The 19,143-nt window shown below is 68.7% G+C and carries 12 protein-coding genes; 6 read left to right on the top strand and 6 right to left on the bottom strand.

What is annotated here, in order from left to right; translation table 11 throughout:
- Positions 1-63 precede the first annotated feature (63 nt).
- Positions 64-285: a hypothetical protein gene (locus ACIHFD_RS36265; RefSeq protein WP_397370814.1), complete on the top strand. Its 222-nt coding sequence runs from the start codon at positions 64-66 to the stop codon at positions 283-285.
- On the opposite strand, the gene ACIHFD_RS36270 is transcribed toward ACIHFD_RS36265, so the two are convergent.
- Complete coding sequence (locus ACIHFD_RS36270; RefSeq protein ID WP_397370815.1) at positions 282-1,223, bottom strand: hypothetical protein; 942 nt, start codon at positions 1,221-1,223, stop codon at positions 282-284. The two genes, ACIHFD_RS36265 and ACIHFD_RS36270, sit on opposite strands and share 4 nt — an antisense overlap.
- Positions 1,220-2,206: a hypothetical protein gene (locus tag ACIHFD_RS36275; RefSeq protein ID WP_397370816.1), complete on the bottom strand. Its 987-nt coding sequence runs from the start codon at positions 2,204-2,206 to the stop codon at positions 1,220-1,222. The genes ACIHFD_RS36270 and ACIHFD_RS36275 overlap by 4 nt, the downstream gene beginning before the upstream one ends.
- Before the next feature lie 1,330 nt (positions 2,207-3,536).
- Between ACIHFD_RS36275 and ACIHFD_RS36280 the strand changes: the two genes are divergently transcribed.
- The 3 genes from ACIHFD_RS36280 (at position 3,537) to ACIHFD_RS36290 (ending at position 7,894) form a co-directional block, all read left to right on the top strand.
- The gene (locus ACIHFD_RS36280; RefSeq protein WP_397370817.1) at positions 3,537-3,689 is read left to right on the top strand and encodes a hypothetical protein; all 153 of its coding nucleotides are present in this window, start codon (positions 3,537-3,539) and stop codon (positions 3,687-3,689) included.
- Between the two features lie 52 nt (positions 3,690-3,741).
- On the top strand, positions 3,742-3,879 hold the full coding sequence (locus ACIHFD_RS36285) for a hypothetical protein (RefSeq protein WP_397370818.1): 138 nt from the start codon (positions 3,742-3,744) through the stop codon (positions 3,877-3,879).
- A 349-nt stretch (positions 3,880-4,228) separates the two neighbouring features.
- Entirely contained in the window at positions 4,229-7,894 is a 3,666-nt protein-coding gene (locus ACIHFD_RS36290; protein WP_397370819.1) for a helix-turn-helix domain-containing protein, read from the top strand.
- A 316-nt stretch (positions 7,895-8,210) separates the two neighbouring features.
- Here ACIHFD_RS36290 and ACIHFD_RS36295 read toward each other — a convergent pair whose 3' ends face one another.
- Both ACIHFD_RS36295 and ACIHFD_RS36300 read right to left on the bottom strand, forming a co-directional pair.
- Positions 8,211-11,093 carry a BTAD domain-containing putative transcriptional regulator gene (locus ACIHFD_RS36295; RefSeq protein ID WP_397370820.1) on the bottom strand — a complete coding sequence of 961 codons (2,883 nt, stop codon included), beginning with the start codon at positions 11,091-11,093 and terminating at the stop codon, positions 8,211-8,213.
- Positions 11,094-11,392: 299 nt separating this feature from the next.
- Positions 11,393-11,644, bottom strand: a complete 252-nt coding sequence (locus ACIHFD_RS36300; protein ID WP_397370821.1) for a hypothetical protein — start codon at positions 11,642-11,644, stop codon at positions 11,393-11,395.
- A 484-nt stretch (positions 11,645-12,128) separates the two neighbouring features.
- Between ACIHFD_RS36300 and ACIHFD_RS36305 the strand changes: the two genes are divergently transcribed.
- Entirely contained in the window at positions 12,129-13,238 is a 1,110-nt protein-coding gene (locus tag ACIHFD_RS36305) for an IS630 family transposase (RefSeq protein ID WP_397370822.1), read from the top strand.
- 125 nt (positions 13,239-13,363) lie between these two features.
- Complete coding sequence (locus tag ACIHFD_RS36310) at positions 13,364-16,180, top strand: BTAD domain-containing putative transcriptional regulator (RefSeq protein ID WP_397370823.1); 2,817 nt, start codon at positions 13,364-13,366, stop codon at positions 16,178-16,180.
- Positions 16,181-17,148: 968 nt separating this feature from the next.
- Here ACIHFD_RS36310 and ACIHFD_RS36315 read toward each other — a convergent pair.
- Positions 17,149-18,225 carry an integrase core domain-containing protein gene (locus tag ACIHFD_RS36315; RefSeq protein WP_397370824.1) on the bottom strand — a complete coding sequence of 359 codons (1,077 nt, stop codon included), beginning with the start codon at positions 18,223-18,225 and terminating at the stop codon, positions 17,149-17,151.
- A gap of 89 nt (positions 18,226-18,314) precedes the next feature.
- On the bottom strand, positions 18,315-18,905 hold the full coding sequence (locus ACIHFD_RS36320; RefSeq protein ID WP_397370825.1) for a TetR/AcrR family transcriptional regulator: 591 nt from the start codon (positions 18,903-18,905) through the stop codon (positions 18,315-18,317).
- Positions 18,906-19,143: the final 238 nt, after the last annotated feature.

Genomic DNA, 19,143 nt, shown 5'->3' on the forward strand with positions numbered 1-19,143 from the left:
TGCGCGTCTTCGGCCGCCGTACACCTCATCGGCAGCGAGCCGGGCATCGGAGATGCCGTCGACGTGCAGGCGGGCGAGCGCGTTGACCGCGAGCTGCGACTTGGTCGCGAACATCACCTCCGGTGGGATTCCAATCAGATCACGGCGTTCTTCACGCCGCCGGCCCAGCGGGCGATGACCGAGCGCGCCAGGGCGACGGTGGCGGAGGTCGTCGGCAGCCACGCCGTCGACGTCTCCCAGCCCTCCGCGGTCGCCGACCTGATCCGCCAGGCCGCCGCCCGTTAGTGGGCGGGCAGGCGGCTCAAGATCTCGGCGGCCTCTGCGCGTATCTCCGGAGTCACCTTGCCGTCTGTCTGGTTGAACGGGATCTTCAGGACGAGGTTGCTGACCCGCACCCACACCGTCACTTGGTACTGCTGATTGTCGGAGAATGCCTCGTCCCCCAGGCCTTTCAATGGGTGGATCCGCTGGAATGGCCTTCCCTTGTAGTAAGCCATGATCTCCTTGGCCACGGTGATGCCGCTCTTGTCCTTCCACGCTCGCGCGCGCCGTACCTTGAGTCCGCCGCATTGGGTCGCCGACTGGGGGACGCCTTCCGGCAGCAGGGAGCAAGCGTACGGCGCCGCGGCGAAGCGCCCGTCCAACGGATCGGCGGTGGGCGCGGGCCGGTCGATGGCTTCGGCGATCCACTGTGCGGCCTTCACCGCACGTTCCTGATGCTGCGGGCCGGGCGATGCCCGCCAGCCGTAATTGATGTTGATCACCGCGTTGCTGAGCCGGAAGGTCAGGATCGTGGTTTCTGACAATGTGGGTGTGAGGACGAACGACTCCTCCCCCACGTTCGCGCTGGTGTGAGGTTCGGGCAATTCCTTGCCCGCCATCGCGGGAAAGGCATAGTCCGGGGGCTTGGTGAAGAAGGAGTGCGCTGCCACGACATCGGCGGCCAGGTGGACGCCGACCTCGAGCTCATAGATCGCGCGCCCCTCCAGCCCCGAGCCCGCGGTTGACCAGGTGCATCCCGCCCCGGTGTATCTCTGCTCGGCGAGCGTGACCAGTTGCTCCACCTGCTCGACAGTGAGCAGCGAGCAGGCATCCAGGACCCCGGTGAACCTGCCGGGCCCCGACGGTGGCGAGCTGGCGGCCTGGGTCGGGCCGGGCGGCGCGGGATCTGCCGAGCAGGCGGCGGTGAGCAACAGAAGCACGGCAAGGACCATCCTGATCACGGCAGCGCCTCCACGATCCATCGTGCAGCCTGCTCGGCCTTGGCCGGGTCGCGCGCCCGCACGTAGCCGATCAGGTTGGCCTTCCTGAAGACCACGACCGGCACGTCGGGTCGCTGGGTGGTCGCGGTATGGAAGGTGAGCGCCTCGTCCGCGATGTCCAACGGGGTCGGCTCCGGCTCTCTCCATCCGGAGAACATCTCCTTCGCCTGGGCGACGCCGTCGCCTGCCGGGCCGCGCTGGGGAGCCCAGAATCGCAGTTCCAGCTGCGCGTCGAATGACGTGTTCGGTTTCTCCCATGAGCAGTCCGCGGAGTTCTGCCCGGCCCGCGCGTAGGCATCCGGGTGGACGAGCTTCTTAGTCTGTTCAGGGCTCAGGAGGGCGCACGCGATCGGCGGCTCAGCGTAGGTGCCAGGGGGCGGCGTGGGCGTGGGTTCAGGGGGGCTCAGCCGGTCGAGCGCGGCCGCCACGCGGCGGCTCACCGATACCGCGCCTTGACGCACGCGGTCGGCCGCCGCGTACTCGACCTGTATCAGGAGGTTGCCCGTACGGAAGAGAACAGTGACGAGCCTTACCTGCTTGGTGCTTTTTGAGAGGTGGTCGACCAGGCGGGCCTCCTCTCCCACGCCCGCTATCGCCTGCGCTGTCGTGGTGCTCAGCTCACGGAACCCGATACTGACCCATACGCTGCGGGAGGGGTCCGGGCGGAGGTCGACGATCAGGCTACGGCGGTACTCCTCATGGGCCTGCGCAGAGGTGTAGTCCCAGTGCTCGCCGTTTTTGTTGGCCCATCTGACGGTCAGTCTCGTGCCCGGTCGGCGCCAGTCACAGTAACCGGCGTCCAGGTTGGTCTGAGTGTCGGGCACGAGCCGTTCGACCAAGTCCCGGCCGACGGTCGCGCACAGGTCGAACGAGGCGGGGAACCTCGGCTGGATCTCGGAGGGGAGCGGGTTGAGCCACAACATCAGGGCGATCACTAAGCGCACCAGCGGACCTTACGAGTGCCCGGTATGTTTCCGGTATAGCCGCCGTGACTGCGTGCTTTGTCCGTCGTCCGGCCAGGGGTGGTGGGGCAGTGTCGAGGGTGTCCGCTACTCGGACTGGGGAATGAAACTCACCATCAAGCCCCCACCCGCCGCTCAGACCATCGCCCTCAGCAAGCTGAAGGACTGAGTGGCAAGTATCTACCACGGGGCGCCTATCCAGTGCGGGAAGCGAGCTTCTGAGTACCACTCCACCCCAGGTCAAGCCAATTCGTGAACTCCCCACCAGGAAGATGCAGGTGAGAAGGGTCTTTGGAGCAATCCAGAGGCCCTTTTCTCATGTCTGGAAGTCGATGGGAGCCGATCGGAGAGCCAACTCACTCGGACTCTCTACCCGTGTCGGCTGTCGCCGAAGATGGTGTTCATCGTCTGGGCACCTTTGGTGATCATCAGCCCGAGGCGTCCAGTGGAGTGCCGACGCTCGTGCAGAACCCCAGGTTGTGATCTTGCCCAGCCTCGCCGGCCTTGAGCTTGAGGACGGCTTGGCGGGTGTGGTGGTGCCGCAGCGCCTGCGCTGCCAGCTTGGGCAGTTCCAGCGTGCGGCGTGGCTTGCGGGTCTTGGTGTCCCCTCCCTCTCGGTCGGCACGCCATACGTAGATGGCGAACGTCTTGTGGTTGAACCCCGCCTCCGTGACGGTCGCCAGGACTTGAGGTTCGGTATCAAGGCGACGACATGATCCCAGCGCAGCGCGCGGGCCTCCTCGGTGCGGATCCCCGTGGTGAGGCTGATCACCACGTAGGCGTGGAGTTCGGACGACTTCGCGGCCTTGAGCACTGCCTCCGCCTGGTGCCGGGTGAGTGCTCTGCCGGGCGCCCGTCCGTGCTCTTAGGCGTGATGACCAGCTCGGCAACGTTCCTGAGCCATGTCGCGTGCCTCAGCTTGCCGGATGGCCCTCTTCAATGCGCCGTGAATCTCTCGCGGGGTGGTGGTTGCCGTGGATGTCGGGCGGCAGGGATGGGGATGTACAGCGGTCGAGGCGCTCACCCGGCAGGGTGAAGTGGTGTCGATTGCGTCGATCTTGGAGTGCCAGCGTGGCGCTGATCGCCATTCGCGCCTCTCCTGCTAGGCGGCGCTCTCGGCCCGACCATGCCGCAGGCGCGGGTCCGACAGTACATGTGGTCACCTACGGGCCATCCCCGCGCGGGGATGGCCCGGGAGCGCGTGATCGTCCCCGACGTTTACCTGCGGTCGGCTCCGCACGTGCGGTGATGGCCCGAAGGCTACAAGGTGACGACTATGTTCAAACCCACAAGCCATCTCCGTGGACGCTGGATGCTTATGCACCAGGCCGCTGCCCGGGCTCGGTCCGGCGACCACGAGCAGGCCATCGGCGACTACACCGCGGTCGTCACCGTCGACCCGAACGAGTCACGCGCCTATTTCGAGCGCGCTGCCCTCCACCAGCACCTCGGGCGCTTGACCTAGGCGCTGAACGCCTACGACCAGGCCGCCCTGCTGACCCCCACCCTTCTCCGAGGTGGTCTGCAACCGCGGCAACGTCCGCGTGGACGTCAAAGAACTGGACGGGGGCGTCCAGGTCTCCGTCCTGGTCGGCCAGCGCATCGCGGGACGCTCCCACCTCGGCAGGCCTGGAATCGGCTGCGACTGCGGCTGACAGGGCCGCCTTGGCGGCCGGAATGTCGTTGTCCTCGGCCAGGAGTCGGCCGCGCAGGCACAGCAGGTGGGGATCGGACGGGGCGAGCGTCAGGCCGGCCTCGACGTCGCGCCGGACGTAGACCCTGTCGCCCATGCCGCACAGGAGCCCGGCCCGGTTCACGTAGGCGTCGACGGCTCCATCCCCCGTGTGGATCTCCAAGGATCCCAGTACGTGAAATCTCATTATTTGCCCCCTCTTGTCGTGCTGGAGATCTAAGGTCTAAGGCGGCCCAGGGATGTCCGAAATAGCCCTCCGTGGGTCCAGGACAACGCGGCGAAGACTCCGGACAACAAGAGGTGAGTGTGCATTGGGGCGGCCCGAGCAGCCGGTGGATCCGCTGGCCGGTCCCGTCGAAAGGCTCGCCTGGGAATTGCGCCGGCTCAGGGACGAGGCCGGGCGACCGAGCTACCGCGTACTCGCGCAGCGCGCGCATTTCTCGCGGAGCACCCTCGCCGAGGCGGCCACCGGGACGCGGCTGCCCACTCTTGAGGCGACACTGGCGTACGCCGTCGCCTGCGGTGGCGACCCCGCCGAATGGGAGCGGAAGTGGCAGCTGGTCGCGGCCGAACTCGAACGGTCGCAGCGCCGTTGCCCTTACCCCGGCCTGCTTCCGCTGGACGTCGACGCCGCCGACCTGTTCTTCGGCCGGGACGACCTTCTCGAGGTCCTGCTGAAGGCCGTGAAGCAGGGACCGCTGACGGTGGTCCGCGGGGCCACCGGCAGCGGCAAATCCTCGTTGCTGCGGGCCGGGCTGGCCGCGCGGCTGACCGCCGACGGAACTGCCGTCACGCTGCTCACTCCGGGCGCGCACCCGCTGTCCCGGCTGCACGCCTCCGACGCTGACGGCTCCGACGTGATGATCGTCGACCAGTTCGAGGAGACGTTCACGCTCTGCGCCGACGAGCGGGAACGCGCCGGCTTCCTCCACGCGCTGAGCGAGCTCGTCAGCGGTCAGGACGGCCCGGCGCTGGTGATCGGGATCCGCACTGACTTCTACGAGCGCTGCATGTCGCATCCCGGTCTGGCCGCAGCCCTCCTCGACAGCGTTCACCTGCAGGTCGGGCCCATGTCCGAGCAGGAGATGCGCGCCATCATCACCGAACCCGCCGCCCGGGCAGGGCTGAGCGTGGACCCGGATCTGGTGGTCACCATGGTGGCCGAGGCCGCCGAGCAGAAGGGGGCGCTCCCGATGGTCGCGCACGCGCTGCGCGAAACGTGGAGCAGGCAGCAGGGAGACACGCTGACGCTGGCGGACTACCGAGCCGTGGGTGGCGTGTCCGGCGCGATCGCGCGGACCGCTGAGCACCTGTACGCCGATCTGGAAGCCGACCAGCAGCAGTTGCTCCGCGCCGTGCTGCTGCGGCTCGTAGCCCTGGGCTCGGGCAGCTCCGACACCCGCCGCGGTCTCGACCGGGACGAGCTCGCCGGCATCGGACCCGCCGGCGAGCTGGACGCGGTCCTCGACCGGCTCGCCGCCGCCAGGCTCATCGTCGTGGACCAGGACCTGGTCGACATCGCGCACGAAGCGCTCCTCACCGGCTGGCCCCGGCTGCGGGAATGGCTCACCGCCGACCGTGAGACCCTTCTGCGGCACCAGCGGCTCACGTCTGACGCGGCCGAGTGGGACCGCAACGGGCGCGGCGAGGACTACCTGTACCGCGGCACTCGCCTCGCCCTCTGGGACGGCGAGGCGAGCTTCGTACCGCTGAACGAGCTGGAGCGAACCTTCCTGGCGGCCTGCCGCTCGAGCGCGGCCGAGCGCGACCGGGCCCGCCGCCGGACCCGTCTCGCCTTCGGCGGGCTGCCGGTCGCCGCCGTCGCGGTCATCGTGCTGGCCGCGCTCGTCCTGGTCCAGGTAGGCAACAGGAACGTCGAGCGCGACCGTGCCGCCTCGGTACGGCTGGCCGCCGAAGCGCGCCGCCAGCTCCAGCAAGACCCGGAACTGGCGTTGCTGTTGGCGATCGAGGCGTACGAGGTGGAGCCCACTCCGGAGGCCGACCTCGTGCTCCGCCAGGCCACTGCAGACTCCCGGCAACGCGGCTCCACCCCGGTCGGCCTGCGCAGGGTTACAGGAATGACGACCACCCCGGACGGTCGGAAGATCGCGATCTGGGGCGCCGGGTCGGGCCCGGCGGGCCTGGAGATCTGGAGCCTGGACGGTACCGCCCCGCGCCGGGCCGGCCATGTGCTCCAGGCGGATCGGACGGACGGCATCCTGAGCGCCGCGTTCAGCGAGGACGGCCGGCAACTCGTCACCGGAGGCTCCGGAGGAGAACTGGTGCTATGGGACCTGGCGTCAAGCGGTCCGCCCGTGGTTCTGGGGACCGTTGACGGTAGCGTCCACGGCGTCAGCGTCAGCCGGGACGGCAGGGTGGCGAGCGCGCACGGCGACGGCGTGCGCATCTGGAAGCCGGGACGCTCCAAGCCCGTCAAGCTCAATGTCCCCGGTCGCGCGGTCAGGAGCGTCTCGTTCAGCCCCAGCGGCCGGCTGCTCGCCACCGGGGGCAACGGATCGCCGCTGCGACTATGGGACATGACCCGGGACCCGCCCGTTCTGCAGCGCGCGGCCGCGCGCGGTGAGCCGGAGCAGGTGGCCGTCAGCCCGCGCGGACCATGGGTCGCGACCGTCGAAGGCGACGTTCCCCGTGTCTGGGACGCGACGGAGGCGTCGGCCGGCGACTGGATCCCGCAGATCGAGCTGGCCGGCCACCCCCCGAAGCTGAACGGCCTGGTGTTCACCGCGGCCGGGGATCGCATGGCGACCTACGGCGCCGACGGCGTGATCCGCGTCTGGACGACGGGCAGCGACGCCGACCCGCTGGTGTTGCGCAGCCCGAAAGGGAATCCGCGCGGGGCGGCGTTCACCCCGAACGGGAAGTCATTGGTCAGCGTCGATGCGGACGGCTCCCTGCGGACGTGGGACATCACGGCGGGCGACCCGACACCGAGCGAGGGCAGGCCCCTGGCGCTCAGCGCTGACACGAGCACGGTGGCGGTCAGCGCGGGGCCGGATTCACTCCTCAGCCCGCGGGACGTCCGCATCAAGATATGGCGCGGCACGACCCCGGCCGAGGTGCACGGCCCGCGTGATGCCGGCTACCTCGTCGCGCTGAGCCCTGACGGCCGGAGGATGGCGGGCATCGGCCGGGCCGGGACCCTGAGCCTGTGGGACCTCACCACCGCCGGCGCGCCAGTCACCACACCCGCGCCCTTCCGCGGCCTCCCGGGCGGCCTGGTGTTCAGCACCGATGGAAAGCGGATCGTGGCGGGCGCCTTCGACACCGAACCGCAGGTGTGGCAGATCTCCCCGTCCGGCGGGCTGACAGCGCTCACCGGCTGGCAGGCCCGGCCCACGGGCCGCGCCGACGGCGACGTGGCACTCAGCCCGGACGGCATGAAACTGGCCGACGCCCGTGACGACCACACCGTCGTCGTCTGGGACCTGACCGGCAAGAGCGAGCCGAAGATTCTTCGCGGCCATGTGGAGGACATCACCGGCCTCGCCTTCAGCCCAGACGGGCTGCGACTGGCCGCCGCGGCCGCGGACGGCGCCATCCGGCTCTGGGACACCGGCGGCCGGGGCGAGCCCGCGGCCGTGCTGCAGGGCGCCGAGAACACCGTCCGTAAGGTGAGGTTCAGCCCTGACGGCACCTGGCTGGTCACCAACGAACCCGCGGGCCACCTGCGGCTCTGGCGGGCAACAGGCGGCGGCGAACCGCTGGAGTTGACCGGCTGGGGCGCGACCGGCAGTCTCGCGGCGTTCAGCCCCGACGGTACGCGGATCGTCAGGGGGTTGAGCCCGCAGATCATCCTCGGTCGCCCGCTGGCGACCGGTCTGGGCGGCAGCCTCGTCCGGACCCGCGCCTGCGAGGTGTGCGGCCCGGCCGGAACGGTGCTCGAACTGGCCAGATCACGCCGTACCCGCGAGCTGACCGCGGAAGAACGCCGCAGCCATCTCGGCCCGAACTCCTGACCTGCACCGTTGCCCCGGGCCGCGCGAGTCCAGCGTGGCGGTCGTGGGCGAGCGCGCCGTCCGCCTCATCGACGGCCACCTGCCAGGTATACCGGGGACGCATCCCGCGCCGAAGCCCGCAGCGGACGGCGTCTAGCATCACGGCCCGGGCGCCGTCGAGATCTTCAACGAGGTCGCTCCGAGCAGCTCCATGATCCGGCGGCCACGCGAAACCACAGGTAGAGGCGCTTGCGATCGGTGGGCGCCATGCGTCGACGGCGGCCAAGCGTGGTTCTGGCACCCATTCCGGTCGTCTACCGGGCGATCATCGATCTGATCAACGCGCTCCCGCGCTCAAGTGCTTGACGGGGTCGGGAGGCTGAGGGAGGTCCTGGGCGAGCAGGACCTCCAGCTCCTCCTCGGTGAGGAGATGGACGTCACACAGAATCCGAGCTGACTGATGCCAGCGCTTCCGTGCCTCGTCCTGCCGTCCAAGATCGTGCAAGGTGTCGCCGAGCCCCCACAGGGTAACGGCCTCCAGCGCGCGGGCACCGGCCTTGTGGTGGAGGTAGACCGCCCTCCGGTATCCGGCCTCGGCCTCAACGAGGCTGCCGGCGCGTCGGCAGGCATCGGCCAGCGTGTCGGTCGCCGTTGCCTCGCCGAGGGGATTGTCGAACTCCGCCCAGATCTCCAGGCTTTTTCGGCCCGCGTCGATTGCGTCGTCCAGCCGGCCCATTCTGATCAGCACCGCGGCCCGGCCGTTGAGGATCATCGCTTGGTAGTCGCGCAGGCCGCTGGCCGTCGCTGTCGCCATCGCCTCGTCCTGGGTGGCAAGCGCGTCGTCGAAGCGCTCCAGCTTGCCGTAGGTCGTGCCGAGGTTGTGGAGGGTGCCCGCCTTACGCAGGGGCAGACCTGCTCGATCCCAGCACACCAGGGCACGCTCGAACTGCTCGACCGCAGGCTCGAAGCGACCCTGGTTCTTGTGGATGCTGCCCAACTGGTTGTGCCCGCGGGCTTGGCCCGCCCAGTCACCAGTTTGGACGGCCACCTGCAGGGCCTGGTGATGGATCTCGGCCAGGTCGGCGAGCCAGCCTCTGTGGCTAAAGGGTCTGTTGAGACTGGCGGCGAGGCCTTCGACCGTGCCGGGATCGTGGGTGCGGGTGGTGGCCTGCCGGGCGACGGCGATGAGGTTGTCGCGCTCCAGCTCGATCCAGTCGATCGCCTCCTGCGGTGTGTCCAGGCGAAGGCCCGGTTGGTCGGCGCGGAGGTTTCTGACAATGGGGGAGGTGGGATCGAGCAGAAGGCTGGCCGTCCTGGCTGTGGCGAGGTAATGGTGTAACGCGCGGCGGGTGGCGGCCGCTCGATCGCTCTCCTGGACGATGTCGTCGGCTTGTTCGTGGGCGTAGAGGCGGACGAGGTCGTGCATCCGGTAGCGGCCCACCCCCGCCGATTCGAGCAGCCGGGCATCCAGGAGGCGGTCCAGCGTGGCCTCCACCGTGCGCTCGGGCCGATCAGCGAGAGCGGCGGTGGCTGCCGGGGTGTGGGTGGGCGTGTCGAGGAGGCCGAGCAGGGCGAACAGGTGGGCGGCGTCCTGGCCGGCGGGCTCCTCCTGGAGGTGATGGAGGCTGACGGCGATGCCGGCACGGACGGCCAGGTCGGCATGCTCCAGCGTGTCCAGGCGGCGGGTGGCGTCAGCGAGCCTGTCGGCGAGGTAGGACAGCGTCCAGTCGGGGCGGGCGGCCAGACGAGCCGCCGCGATGCGAAGGGCGAGGGGCAGGCCCCCGCAGAGCCGGACGATCCGCCCGGCAGCCGCCGGCTCGGCGTGGACCCGGCCGGGACCGGCGATCCGGGCCAGCAGCGCGGTGGAGTCGGACGGGTCGAGTCCGGGCAGGTTCAGCTGGCTCGCCCCGTCGAGGGAGGTGAGAACCTGCCGGCTCGTGATGACGACCGCGCACCCCGATCCGGCGGGAATGAGCGGGCGGACCTGGCGGGTGTCGAGGGCGTTGTCGAGGATGATCAGCACGTCCCGCGCCGAGGTGAGGGATCGGTAGCGGGCCGCGGCCTCGTCGACCGTGGTCGGTACGGCGGAGCCGTCCAGCCCGAGCGAGCGCAAAAGCCGGCCGAGCGCCTCGAGCGGCGACAGAGGCCGGAGCCCGTCGGTGGCGCCGTGCAGGTCGATGTAGAGAACGCCGTCGGTGTAGCGGTCGGCGACGGCGTGCGCCAGGTGTACGGCCAGCGCGGATTTGCCGATCCCGCCGGGACCGCCGATGGCGACGATCGCCGGGGTACCGGCTTCCGAGGCGGTGAGCGCCTTGTCGAGCCAGGCGAGCTCGACATCGCGGGCGGTGAAGGCGCGGGTGTCGGCGGGCAGCTCGGCCGGGGCGACGGCGTGGCCGAGCGTGGCATCCTGCGCCGGAGCGGTCAGATCGAGGACGGGATCGCGAGCGAGCACCGCCTGCTGGAGCCGGCGCAGCTCGGCACTCGGCTCGATGCCGAGCTCCTGGATCATGACGCGGCGAGTCTCCTGGTAGACCGCGAGCGCTTCCGACGACCGTCCAGCGCGATACAGCGCCAGCATCAGCTGCGCATGCGGCCTCTCCCGCAGCGGGTGCGCCTCGATGTGGACGGTCAGATCCGGTATCACCGCATGGTGATCACCCGCCGTCATCCGCAGATCGACGTGATCCTCCAGAGCGGTGAGACGTTCCTCCGTCAGACGGGTGGCCTCGATCTGGCCCCACTCCGCCGACATGCCCGCCAGAGCCTCTCCCCGCCACAAGGCCAGAGCCTGCCGGAACGACCTGTCAGCCGTAACGATCTCTCCCCTGGCCCGGCCGGCACGCGCTTCGCGCACCAGCCGCATGAACAGGTGAGCATCGACGTGATCAGGTGGCACGTCCAGGCAGTATCCACCCGGCGCGGTCACGATGACCTCGTCGAGCGCCCGAGGCGCAAGGAACTCGCGAAGCTTCGACACCACGATGTGGAGCTGCTTCGGCGCCGTCGCCGCCCGGCTCTCCCCCCACACATCGGTGAGGAGCTGGTCAGCGGTGACCACCCGGCCGGCGCTCAATGCCAGCCGGGTCAGCAGGCCGATCCGTCGGCTGCCGGTCAGCGGCAGCACGTCGCCGTCTGCCGTCAGCTCCCACGGCCCCAAGATCTTGATCCCCAGTCCCATCGCACAACCCTCCGTAGGCAGGACCAGCGTTTCATCGGTCATGACCGTTACCTGTTGGAGGGCCTCCTCCGCGATCTCCTGAGCGGCAGGTGACGAACCTACCGGAACACATCGCGTGTTGGCACGCTGTCGCCGTGTCGTTGCGTGCGCGGGCCGCTTCAGCTGCCACGTCGGACGCAGATCCTCGGAGGCGTCGCAGATCGACTCGCTGGGGTCAGGCATGGCCAGAGTTGGCACCTCGACAACGACCCGCCATTTCCACCCGGGGGAGGAGCCACTTCTGGGAGCCACCGCCCTGCGACTCCCCCAGACTTCCCGGTGTTCCTCCGCAATCTAAAGGGTCAGGGGTTCGAATCTGTCGACGACAGGTGAATACTGACCCCCAGGCGACGGGCGGGTTCTCGGCCCGGAGTGGGCACGCACAGCAGTTTGGCCAGCCGGGCGACCTTGGTGAAGCGGCCGGTGTGGTAGGTGCCGGCGACCGCGCCGCCGCGTGAGCGGCACGGCGAGCCGGGCTCGGCCGTGCAGCGCGGACAGGGGTGGCGCTCGACCTCATCAGCGTCACGGTCGGCGTCGCTCGGGGCGTCGGTCATGCCCGATGCTCTCACAAACATTTCTCAGAACCGTGTTGCCCGGCGTTTACGTGAGAACGGGTTCTGAGAACCGATCGGCGGTCCGCTGCATCCTGGTTCCCGATGTTTGATCGTGCTCTGGGAATGGATCGTTTATGAGAGCGGGTCCAAGGGGCTGCCGGCCGGCGGCTGACAGTCTTCACCGGTGCCCAGGTGCCGGACTGCTTGGCTGCGGGTGAACGCGCCGTGCAGGACTGGCTCGCACGGCGCGTTCAAGTGGTCTCGTTCCAGCCGCCCCGGTGGAGCGGGCCGCGTACGGCGAAACTGTAGTAACTGCCCTGCTACTCGTTGGCGACATCGGGTCGATGATTCTCCTGGCAGGCCGGTACGGATACCGTGGGGCAGTCTTACCTCTGGTCTCTCCCGGTGATCGGTAGCCTGCAAGTCACATGTAGGCCTGCACGTCTAGTGTCCTGAGTCAGTAATTCGTCTATGGTTCTTGGCTATGGGACGTCCGGGACCGAAGGTCGAGCCGCTGCATCTGACCGAAGGTGAGCGGGCTGAGCTTGAGCGATGGGTACGGCGGCGTAAGGGCGCCCAAGACATGGCGTTACGGGCCAGGCTGATCCTGGCGTGTGATGCGATCGGCGAGGACGGCTTGCCCGTGTCCACCAAGGTGGTGGCGGAGGAGGTCGGGGTATCGCGCGAGACGGTCTCGAAGTGGCGTCGGCGCTTCCTGGCTGACCGGCTGGCGGGCTTGGCCGACGAGCCGCGTCCGGGCCGGCCGCGGACGGTGAGTGATGAGCAGGTGGCGGAGCTGGTCGCGCGCACCTTGGAGTCCAAGCCCGCCAATGCCACGCACTGGTCGACGCGGTCCATGGCCAAGCAACTGGGTCTGTCGCAGTCGACGGTGTCGCGCGTCTGGCGGGCGTTTGGCCTGCAACCGCATCGGGCGGAGACCTTCAAGCTGTCAACCGATCCCTTCTTTGTGGAGAAGGTGCATGACGTGGTCGGTCTGTACCTGGATCCGCCGGAGCGGGCGCTGGTCTTATGGGTGGACGAGAAGTCGCAGATCCAGGCGCTGGATCGCTCGCAGCCGGTACTGCCGATGATGCCCGGCGTGCCCGAGCGGGCCACCCATGACTATGTCCGAGCCGGCACCACCACGCTGTTCGCTGCTCTGGACGTGATCTCCGGCAAGGTGATCGGCTCCCTGCACCGCAGGCATCGCGCGGTGGAGTTCAAGAAGTTCCTGATCAAGGTGGACAAGGAGGTCCCGACCGAGCTTGATATCCACCTGATCTGCGACAACTACGCCACGCACAAGACGCCCGCGATCAAACGCTGGTTGCTGGCACACCCCCGATTCCACCTGCACTTCACCCCGACCGGCTCGTCCTGGCTGAACCTGGTGGAACGCTGGTTCGCCGAACTGACGACCAAGCAGCTACGACGCGGCGTCCACAAGACGGTGCAGGCGCTGGAGAAGGACATCCGCACCTGGATCGCCTCCTGGAATGACGATCCCAAGCCCTTCGTCTGGGCCAAGACCGCCGAAGAGATCCTCGACGCCCTCGCCTCATATTGTCGGCGAATTACTGACTCAGGACACTAGACATGCATGTGAACCAAAGATGCCGGAAGTTCGCATGAAGACAGTGTTCCATCCCGTCATTGCCGCGGATAAGCCCGCCATCTCGTTAGAATGCCGACTCCACTAGGGAGGGAAGTACGCTCCTCATGGCGCTGGAGATCAGGTTCCTCGGCCCGTTGCAGGTCCTGGCCGGTGACGAACCAGTGCGGCTCGCCGGGCAGCGACGAATCGGTGTGTTGGCCAGACTCGCCCTGGACGCCGGGCAGGCCGTGAACACCGAGCGGATCCTCACCGACATCTGGGGAGACGGCTCCGCGGCGACCGCGGCCAAACAACTCCACATCGTGATCTCCAAACTGCGCCAGACCCTTGGACCGCATGCCACAGAAGAGATCATCCAGACTACGCCCGGCGGTTACCGGCTCGCGCTCGAACCAGACCACGTCGACGCCCACCTGTTCCTCAGCCTGGCCAAACGCGCCCGCACCGGCCAGACGCAAGGAGCCGACGCCCTGTTCCGCCAGGCCCTGCGGCTGTGGCGAGGCGACCCGCTGGCCGAGCTGGCCGCTCCCTGGGCACGCATCGAGGCCACCCGGCTCGAAGAGGAACACCTCACGGTCGTGGAAGACCACGCCGATCTGCGCCTCGCCGCCGGGGACCATCACGCGGTGGCCGTCGACCTGGCCGCGCACGTTCGGGCCTATCCGCTGCGCGAACGCCCCGCGGCCCAGCTCATGCTCGCCCTGTACCGCGGCGGCCGCTCGTCCGAGGCGCTCGCCGTCTACCAGGCCACCCGCCGGATCATGGTCTCCGAACTCGGCATCGAACCCGGCGCCCAACTGAGCCGCCTTCATCAGGCCGTTCTGGTGAAGGACCCCGCGCTCGACCTGACCACCCCGGACCAGCAGGTCATGCTCGGCGCGCCGTACATCCCGGCCGAACTTCCCGCCGACACCCACGCCTTCACCGCTCGCGCCACCGAGATCCAGCATCTGCGCGACGTGCTCGGCCAGTCCGGCGAACCCGCACGCGGGCCCTCCGTCACCGTCATCGACGGGGCCGGCGGCATCGGCAAATCCGCCCTGACCGTTCACGTCGCCCGCGGCGTGGCCGACCGGTTCACCGACGGCGTCATCTATCTCAACCTGCACGGATCCACCCCCGGACTCGATCCGCTGACCCCTGCCCAAGCCCTGCGCCACCTGCTGCGCTCGCTCGGCCTGGACGGCGCCGCCGTACCCGCCGATCCCGGGGAGGCCGCGGCCCGCTACCGCTCCCTGACGGCGGCCGGCAACCTGCTGGTCATCCTGGACAACGCCCGCGACGTCCGCCAGGTCCGCCCGCTCATCCCCGCCGGTCCCGGGTGCAAGGTCCTGATCACCAGCCGGGACCCGCTGGTCACCCTGGACAACGCTGGCCACCTCCACCTGGGCACGCTGAACGCCGCCGACGCCGCCGCGCTGCTGTCCCGCCTGGCCGGGCCCGACCGGGTGCACGCCGAGCCGCAGGCGGCCGAGCGGATCGTCAACCTGTGCGGCGGCTTCCCCCTCGCCCTGCGGATCGTCGGCGCCCGCCTGGCCGCCCGCCCCGACTGGACCCTGTCCGGCCTGGAAGCGCGCCTCGCCGACGCCACCCGCCGCCTGGACGTGCTGGAGTACGCCGACCTGGCCGTCCGCGCCAGCATCGCGGTCAGCCACCACCACCTCCGGGAAGAGCCCACCGGCCACGACGCCGCCCACCTGCTGCCGCTGCTCGCCCTGCTCGGCCTGCCCACCCACACCCCGGCCACCACCGCCGCCCTGACAGGCTGGACCCATCGCCGCGCCGAAGCCGCCCTGGAACGCCTCCTGGACGCCCGCCTCCTCGAACCGGCCGGACCTGACCGTTACCAGTTCCACGACCTGGTCGGTCTCTCCGCCCGCGAACTCGCGCTCCAGGACCTCGCGGAGGAGGAACGCACCACCGCCGTACGGCGCGCGCACCACCACTACCTGACCACCCTCTGGCTGGCAAGCACCCTCCTCAGTCGCGATGCCCTCGTACTGCGACGCCCCGTCGAGTTGCCCGATATCACCTTCAAGGACCCGGCGGAGGCGGGACGATGGGTCCAGGACGAGCGGGACAACCTGCTGGCCGCCGCGCAGCAGGCGTTGGCCAGCCCCGACCCGGCAACCGCCGTCGGCCTGGCCATCGGGCTCCACTGGCCCTTCTGCTATCAGGGCTGGCACACGCAGCTGGCCGACATCTACGCGCACGCCATCGAGGCGGCCGATCGCATCGCGGCATGGGAGGACAAGGCCCAGCTCCGCAGCTTTCTCGGCTGGGTTTTCCGCGACCAGGGCCGCTACGACGCCGCGATCGCGCAATTGCAGACAGCTCTCACCGACTGGGACCGTGCCGGCCTGCCTCGGCGAAAGGTCGGGGCGCTCAACAACCTCGGCGTCATCAACACGATCGTGGGCCGTCTCGACGACGCGCTCGCCCACCTGGAGTTTGCTCAGACGCTCAACCACGACGCCGAACGCCCGGGGGCCGCGGCCGCGCTCCGCAACAACCGGGTGCATGTCTACTGCCGGCAGGGGCGCTTCGACGAGGCGATCGCGGAAGCACGCCAGTTGGTGGCACTGTGGCCAAAGGCAGACCCGCGCGCCGGTGCGGGCACGGCACACGATTCGCTAGGCGACGCCTACCGTCATGCCGGTCGGCTGACCGAGGCGGTGGACAGCTACACGACGGCCGTGCGGCTGCTCCGCGAATCGGAATACCGTCTGGGAGAAGCCGTGTCACGCTGGTGGCTCGGCACCACGCTACACGACCTTGAACGGCACGGCGAAGCACGGAAACAATGGGAGGAGTCCGTCCGTCTCCTGTGCGACGCCCGCCTGCTCACGCCTCGGGAGGCGACCGAGATCCTCGCCCAGGCCGTGCCGGAAACACCCCAGCCGATCAAGAACATGCTTTGACTCTTCATCCCGATCCGTGTCCCACGTTGGTGCGCACCCTGCTCGCGACCGCATGAGCACCCGCGACGAACGAACCAGCCCGCCGACTACGCCGATCCGCCGCCGCTCGACACCCTGGTCGAGGACGACGATGAAGGTGAGGAGGCATACGTGCAGCTGCCGGTCGATCCGTCCGAACCCATGGGTTGCTGGCTGGCGATCAGCCAGACGAGTACGTTAGCGACAGTGCGCCTGCCGAAAATCACGTCCACGCACGTCAGGCAGACCATGCATCGCATCCGAGGTCCGCTGCGAGCCATCCTGCCTGTAGACGCACATGACCAGGCGATGGCTGCTCGGTGGTTGCTCGCACACGTTCGATCCGCCGTAAAGTTCGAGTTCACCACGCAAGCCTGGCCCCAGACAGCCGCGCCGAGATGGGGGACAAATGGCACATGGTGCCGATGGTCAAGAACGCATGGTTGCTCGGTGGTTGCTCGCGTGTACGCGATACAGCACGGCACGCGTCGGCACAGACCGACACGACGACGGGGATAATTCCGGCCACGACAATACAGAACAGCACTCCGTGACACTGAGCGACATCAACCGAGGATTCTCATAATCCGTGGGTCGTGGGTTCAAGTCCCACCCGCCCTACTCTTCAATACCGCGTTCGACCTGGGGTTTCTCGGTTCTCGCCGGCCTTCGATCACATTGTTGATCATGGTTCGTGGCTCGGTGGTTGCTCATCGGCGCGGGTTGCGCGATGCGGTAGATCGTTTAGTCCGCCAACGTCACATCAGACCCGCGTGACGATCAAGAGAAGATCAAGTCAGAACACCTCGAGGGCCCACGCAGCCAAGCCGTAGTTGGCGTGTGGTCAAAGATCGGTTTCTGCGCTTGCTTCGTCCGCGCTCCCCTCGTCGCCGAGCAGACTTTCAGTCCGCTGGTTGCTCACCCCTGTGGGTGCCAAGAACTCGGTCGCCCTATGCGACCTGCACGTATTCGTGGATCAGCCCGCCGAGGCGGTCACGTCGGATGACCTTGATATCGTCCTCGGCCGGGTCGGGAAGGGCTCGCAGCGGGGCGGCCTGGCTCAGGGAGCGATGTGGGCGATGCTCATTGAAGTAGATCTCGTAGATGGCCAGCACGCGTCGTAAATGGCGGGCGTTGACGATGAGGATCCGATCGAGGAGTTCTCGGCGCAGGCCGCCGATCCAGCGTTCGGCGAACGCGTTGGCCCGCGGAGCCCGCGGCGGACTCTTGAGAATGCCGATGCCCGCGGCCGTGAAGACTTCGTCGAACATCGCGGTGAACCTGGTATCCCGATCGCGGATGAGGAACCTGAACCCCTCCGCCCTGTCCCCCAGCTCGATCATCAGGTTCCTGGCCTGCTGCGCAACCCACGGCCCGGTCGGATGCCCGGTGACACCGAGGACATGTACGCGGCGCGTGCCGATCTCCATGACGACCAGGCAATACAGGCGTTGGAACAGCACAGTGTCGCAGTGGAAGAAGTCACATGCCAAGATCCCTTCGGCCTGAGCACGCAGGAACTCACTCCAGGTTGGTCCCGCGCGTCGCGGCGCCGGGTCGATGCCTGCCTTCTTCAAGATCAGCCACACCGTGGAAGCCCCCACCCGGCAGCCCAGAGAGGCGAGCTCCCCAGCGATCCGCCGGTAACCCCACAGCGGATTCTCCCGAGCCAAACGAAGTACCAAGGCCCGGACGGAGGCGCGGATGGGAGATCGACCCTGGCTGCCGCGCTTGAAGGTCCAGCGCCGCCGCACCAGATCCGCGTGCCAGCGCAGCAGCGTGCCCGGCGTCACGAACAACCGCCGACGACCGGCTGGAGATAGCAGACGCGCCGGCGCGCCGATCACCGCCCGATCGGCCCACGACGGCCGAGGCCTTGCCACCTGCCGACGCAACACCGCGAGCTGATGACGAAGGACCAGAATCTCCGCATCCTTCGACCTCTGCGAGCGACCCAGCAGCACCACCCACCCGGGAGCCGAACCAAGATCAGATAAACCAGCTGCAACGCTATGAACAGCGATCATGCCCGCCAGCGCGGAAACGCCAAACCCCAGATCAGCCCGCTGGCCGAGTTTCGTGCGCCCGCGAGAGGGGTCCGGTCGAGCCGGCGGGGCTACGGGGTGAGCAGCGGGAGCATCGTCCTGGTCAGCACCAGCTCGACCTCCTCGGGCGCGAGCCGCCCCACCTCACGCTCCTGCGCGGCGGCGTGGATGATCGAGAAGAACGTCGTCACCAGCCACCCCACCGCCAGATCCGTACGGAACTCGCCCGCCCGCTGCCCGCGCACGATGAGCCGCTCCACCCGCCGCAGCGGCCTCTCGTGGTGCTCCCTGATCCGCTCCGTGGCCAGCACCCGGTCGGCGGCCAGGAACAGCCGCCGGTGCCGATCGAGCACCTCCCACGACAAGCGCAGCAGCCGCGCCATGGCCTCGGGCTCGGGGGCCGTGTCGAGCGAGTCGTCCGCCAGCACCGCCTCCGCCACCTCGACCGCGTGGTCGAGCACCGCGTCCACGAGCGCCTCCCGCGACGGGAAGTGGCCGTACAGCGTCACCCGGCCCACCCCGGCGGCCTTGGCGACGTCCGCCACGCTGGCCGTGGGGTCGGCGCTGAGCAGCCTGGTGCCGGCTTCGAGGATCGCGGCGATGTTGCGCTCGGCGTCCGCGCGCCGGGCGGGTAGGGGTGGCCGTGCTGCGGTCTTGACCATGCGAACCAACCCGCCCGAACGCCCCTGGTGATCTTTGGGGCTTGCGGGTGACGTGATGCCAGAACCTCACGTCTTTACCCGTGAATGTACGACGCTGGAAGATCAGCCCTGAGTAGAGGTCAGCTGTTCGATGGGTAGCCGTCGGAGCCCAGGCAAGAGCGAGCGACCGACATCCCATAGCTTTCGATGACCACGCCGCTGTCGGGAGCTCGCATGCCGCCCGTTGTCGCTCTGGTCG

The sequence above is a fragment of the Nonomuraea sp. NPDC051941 genome, assembly GCF_044593615.1.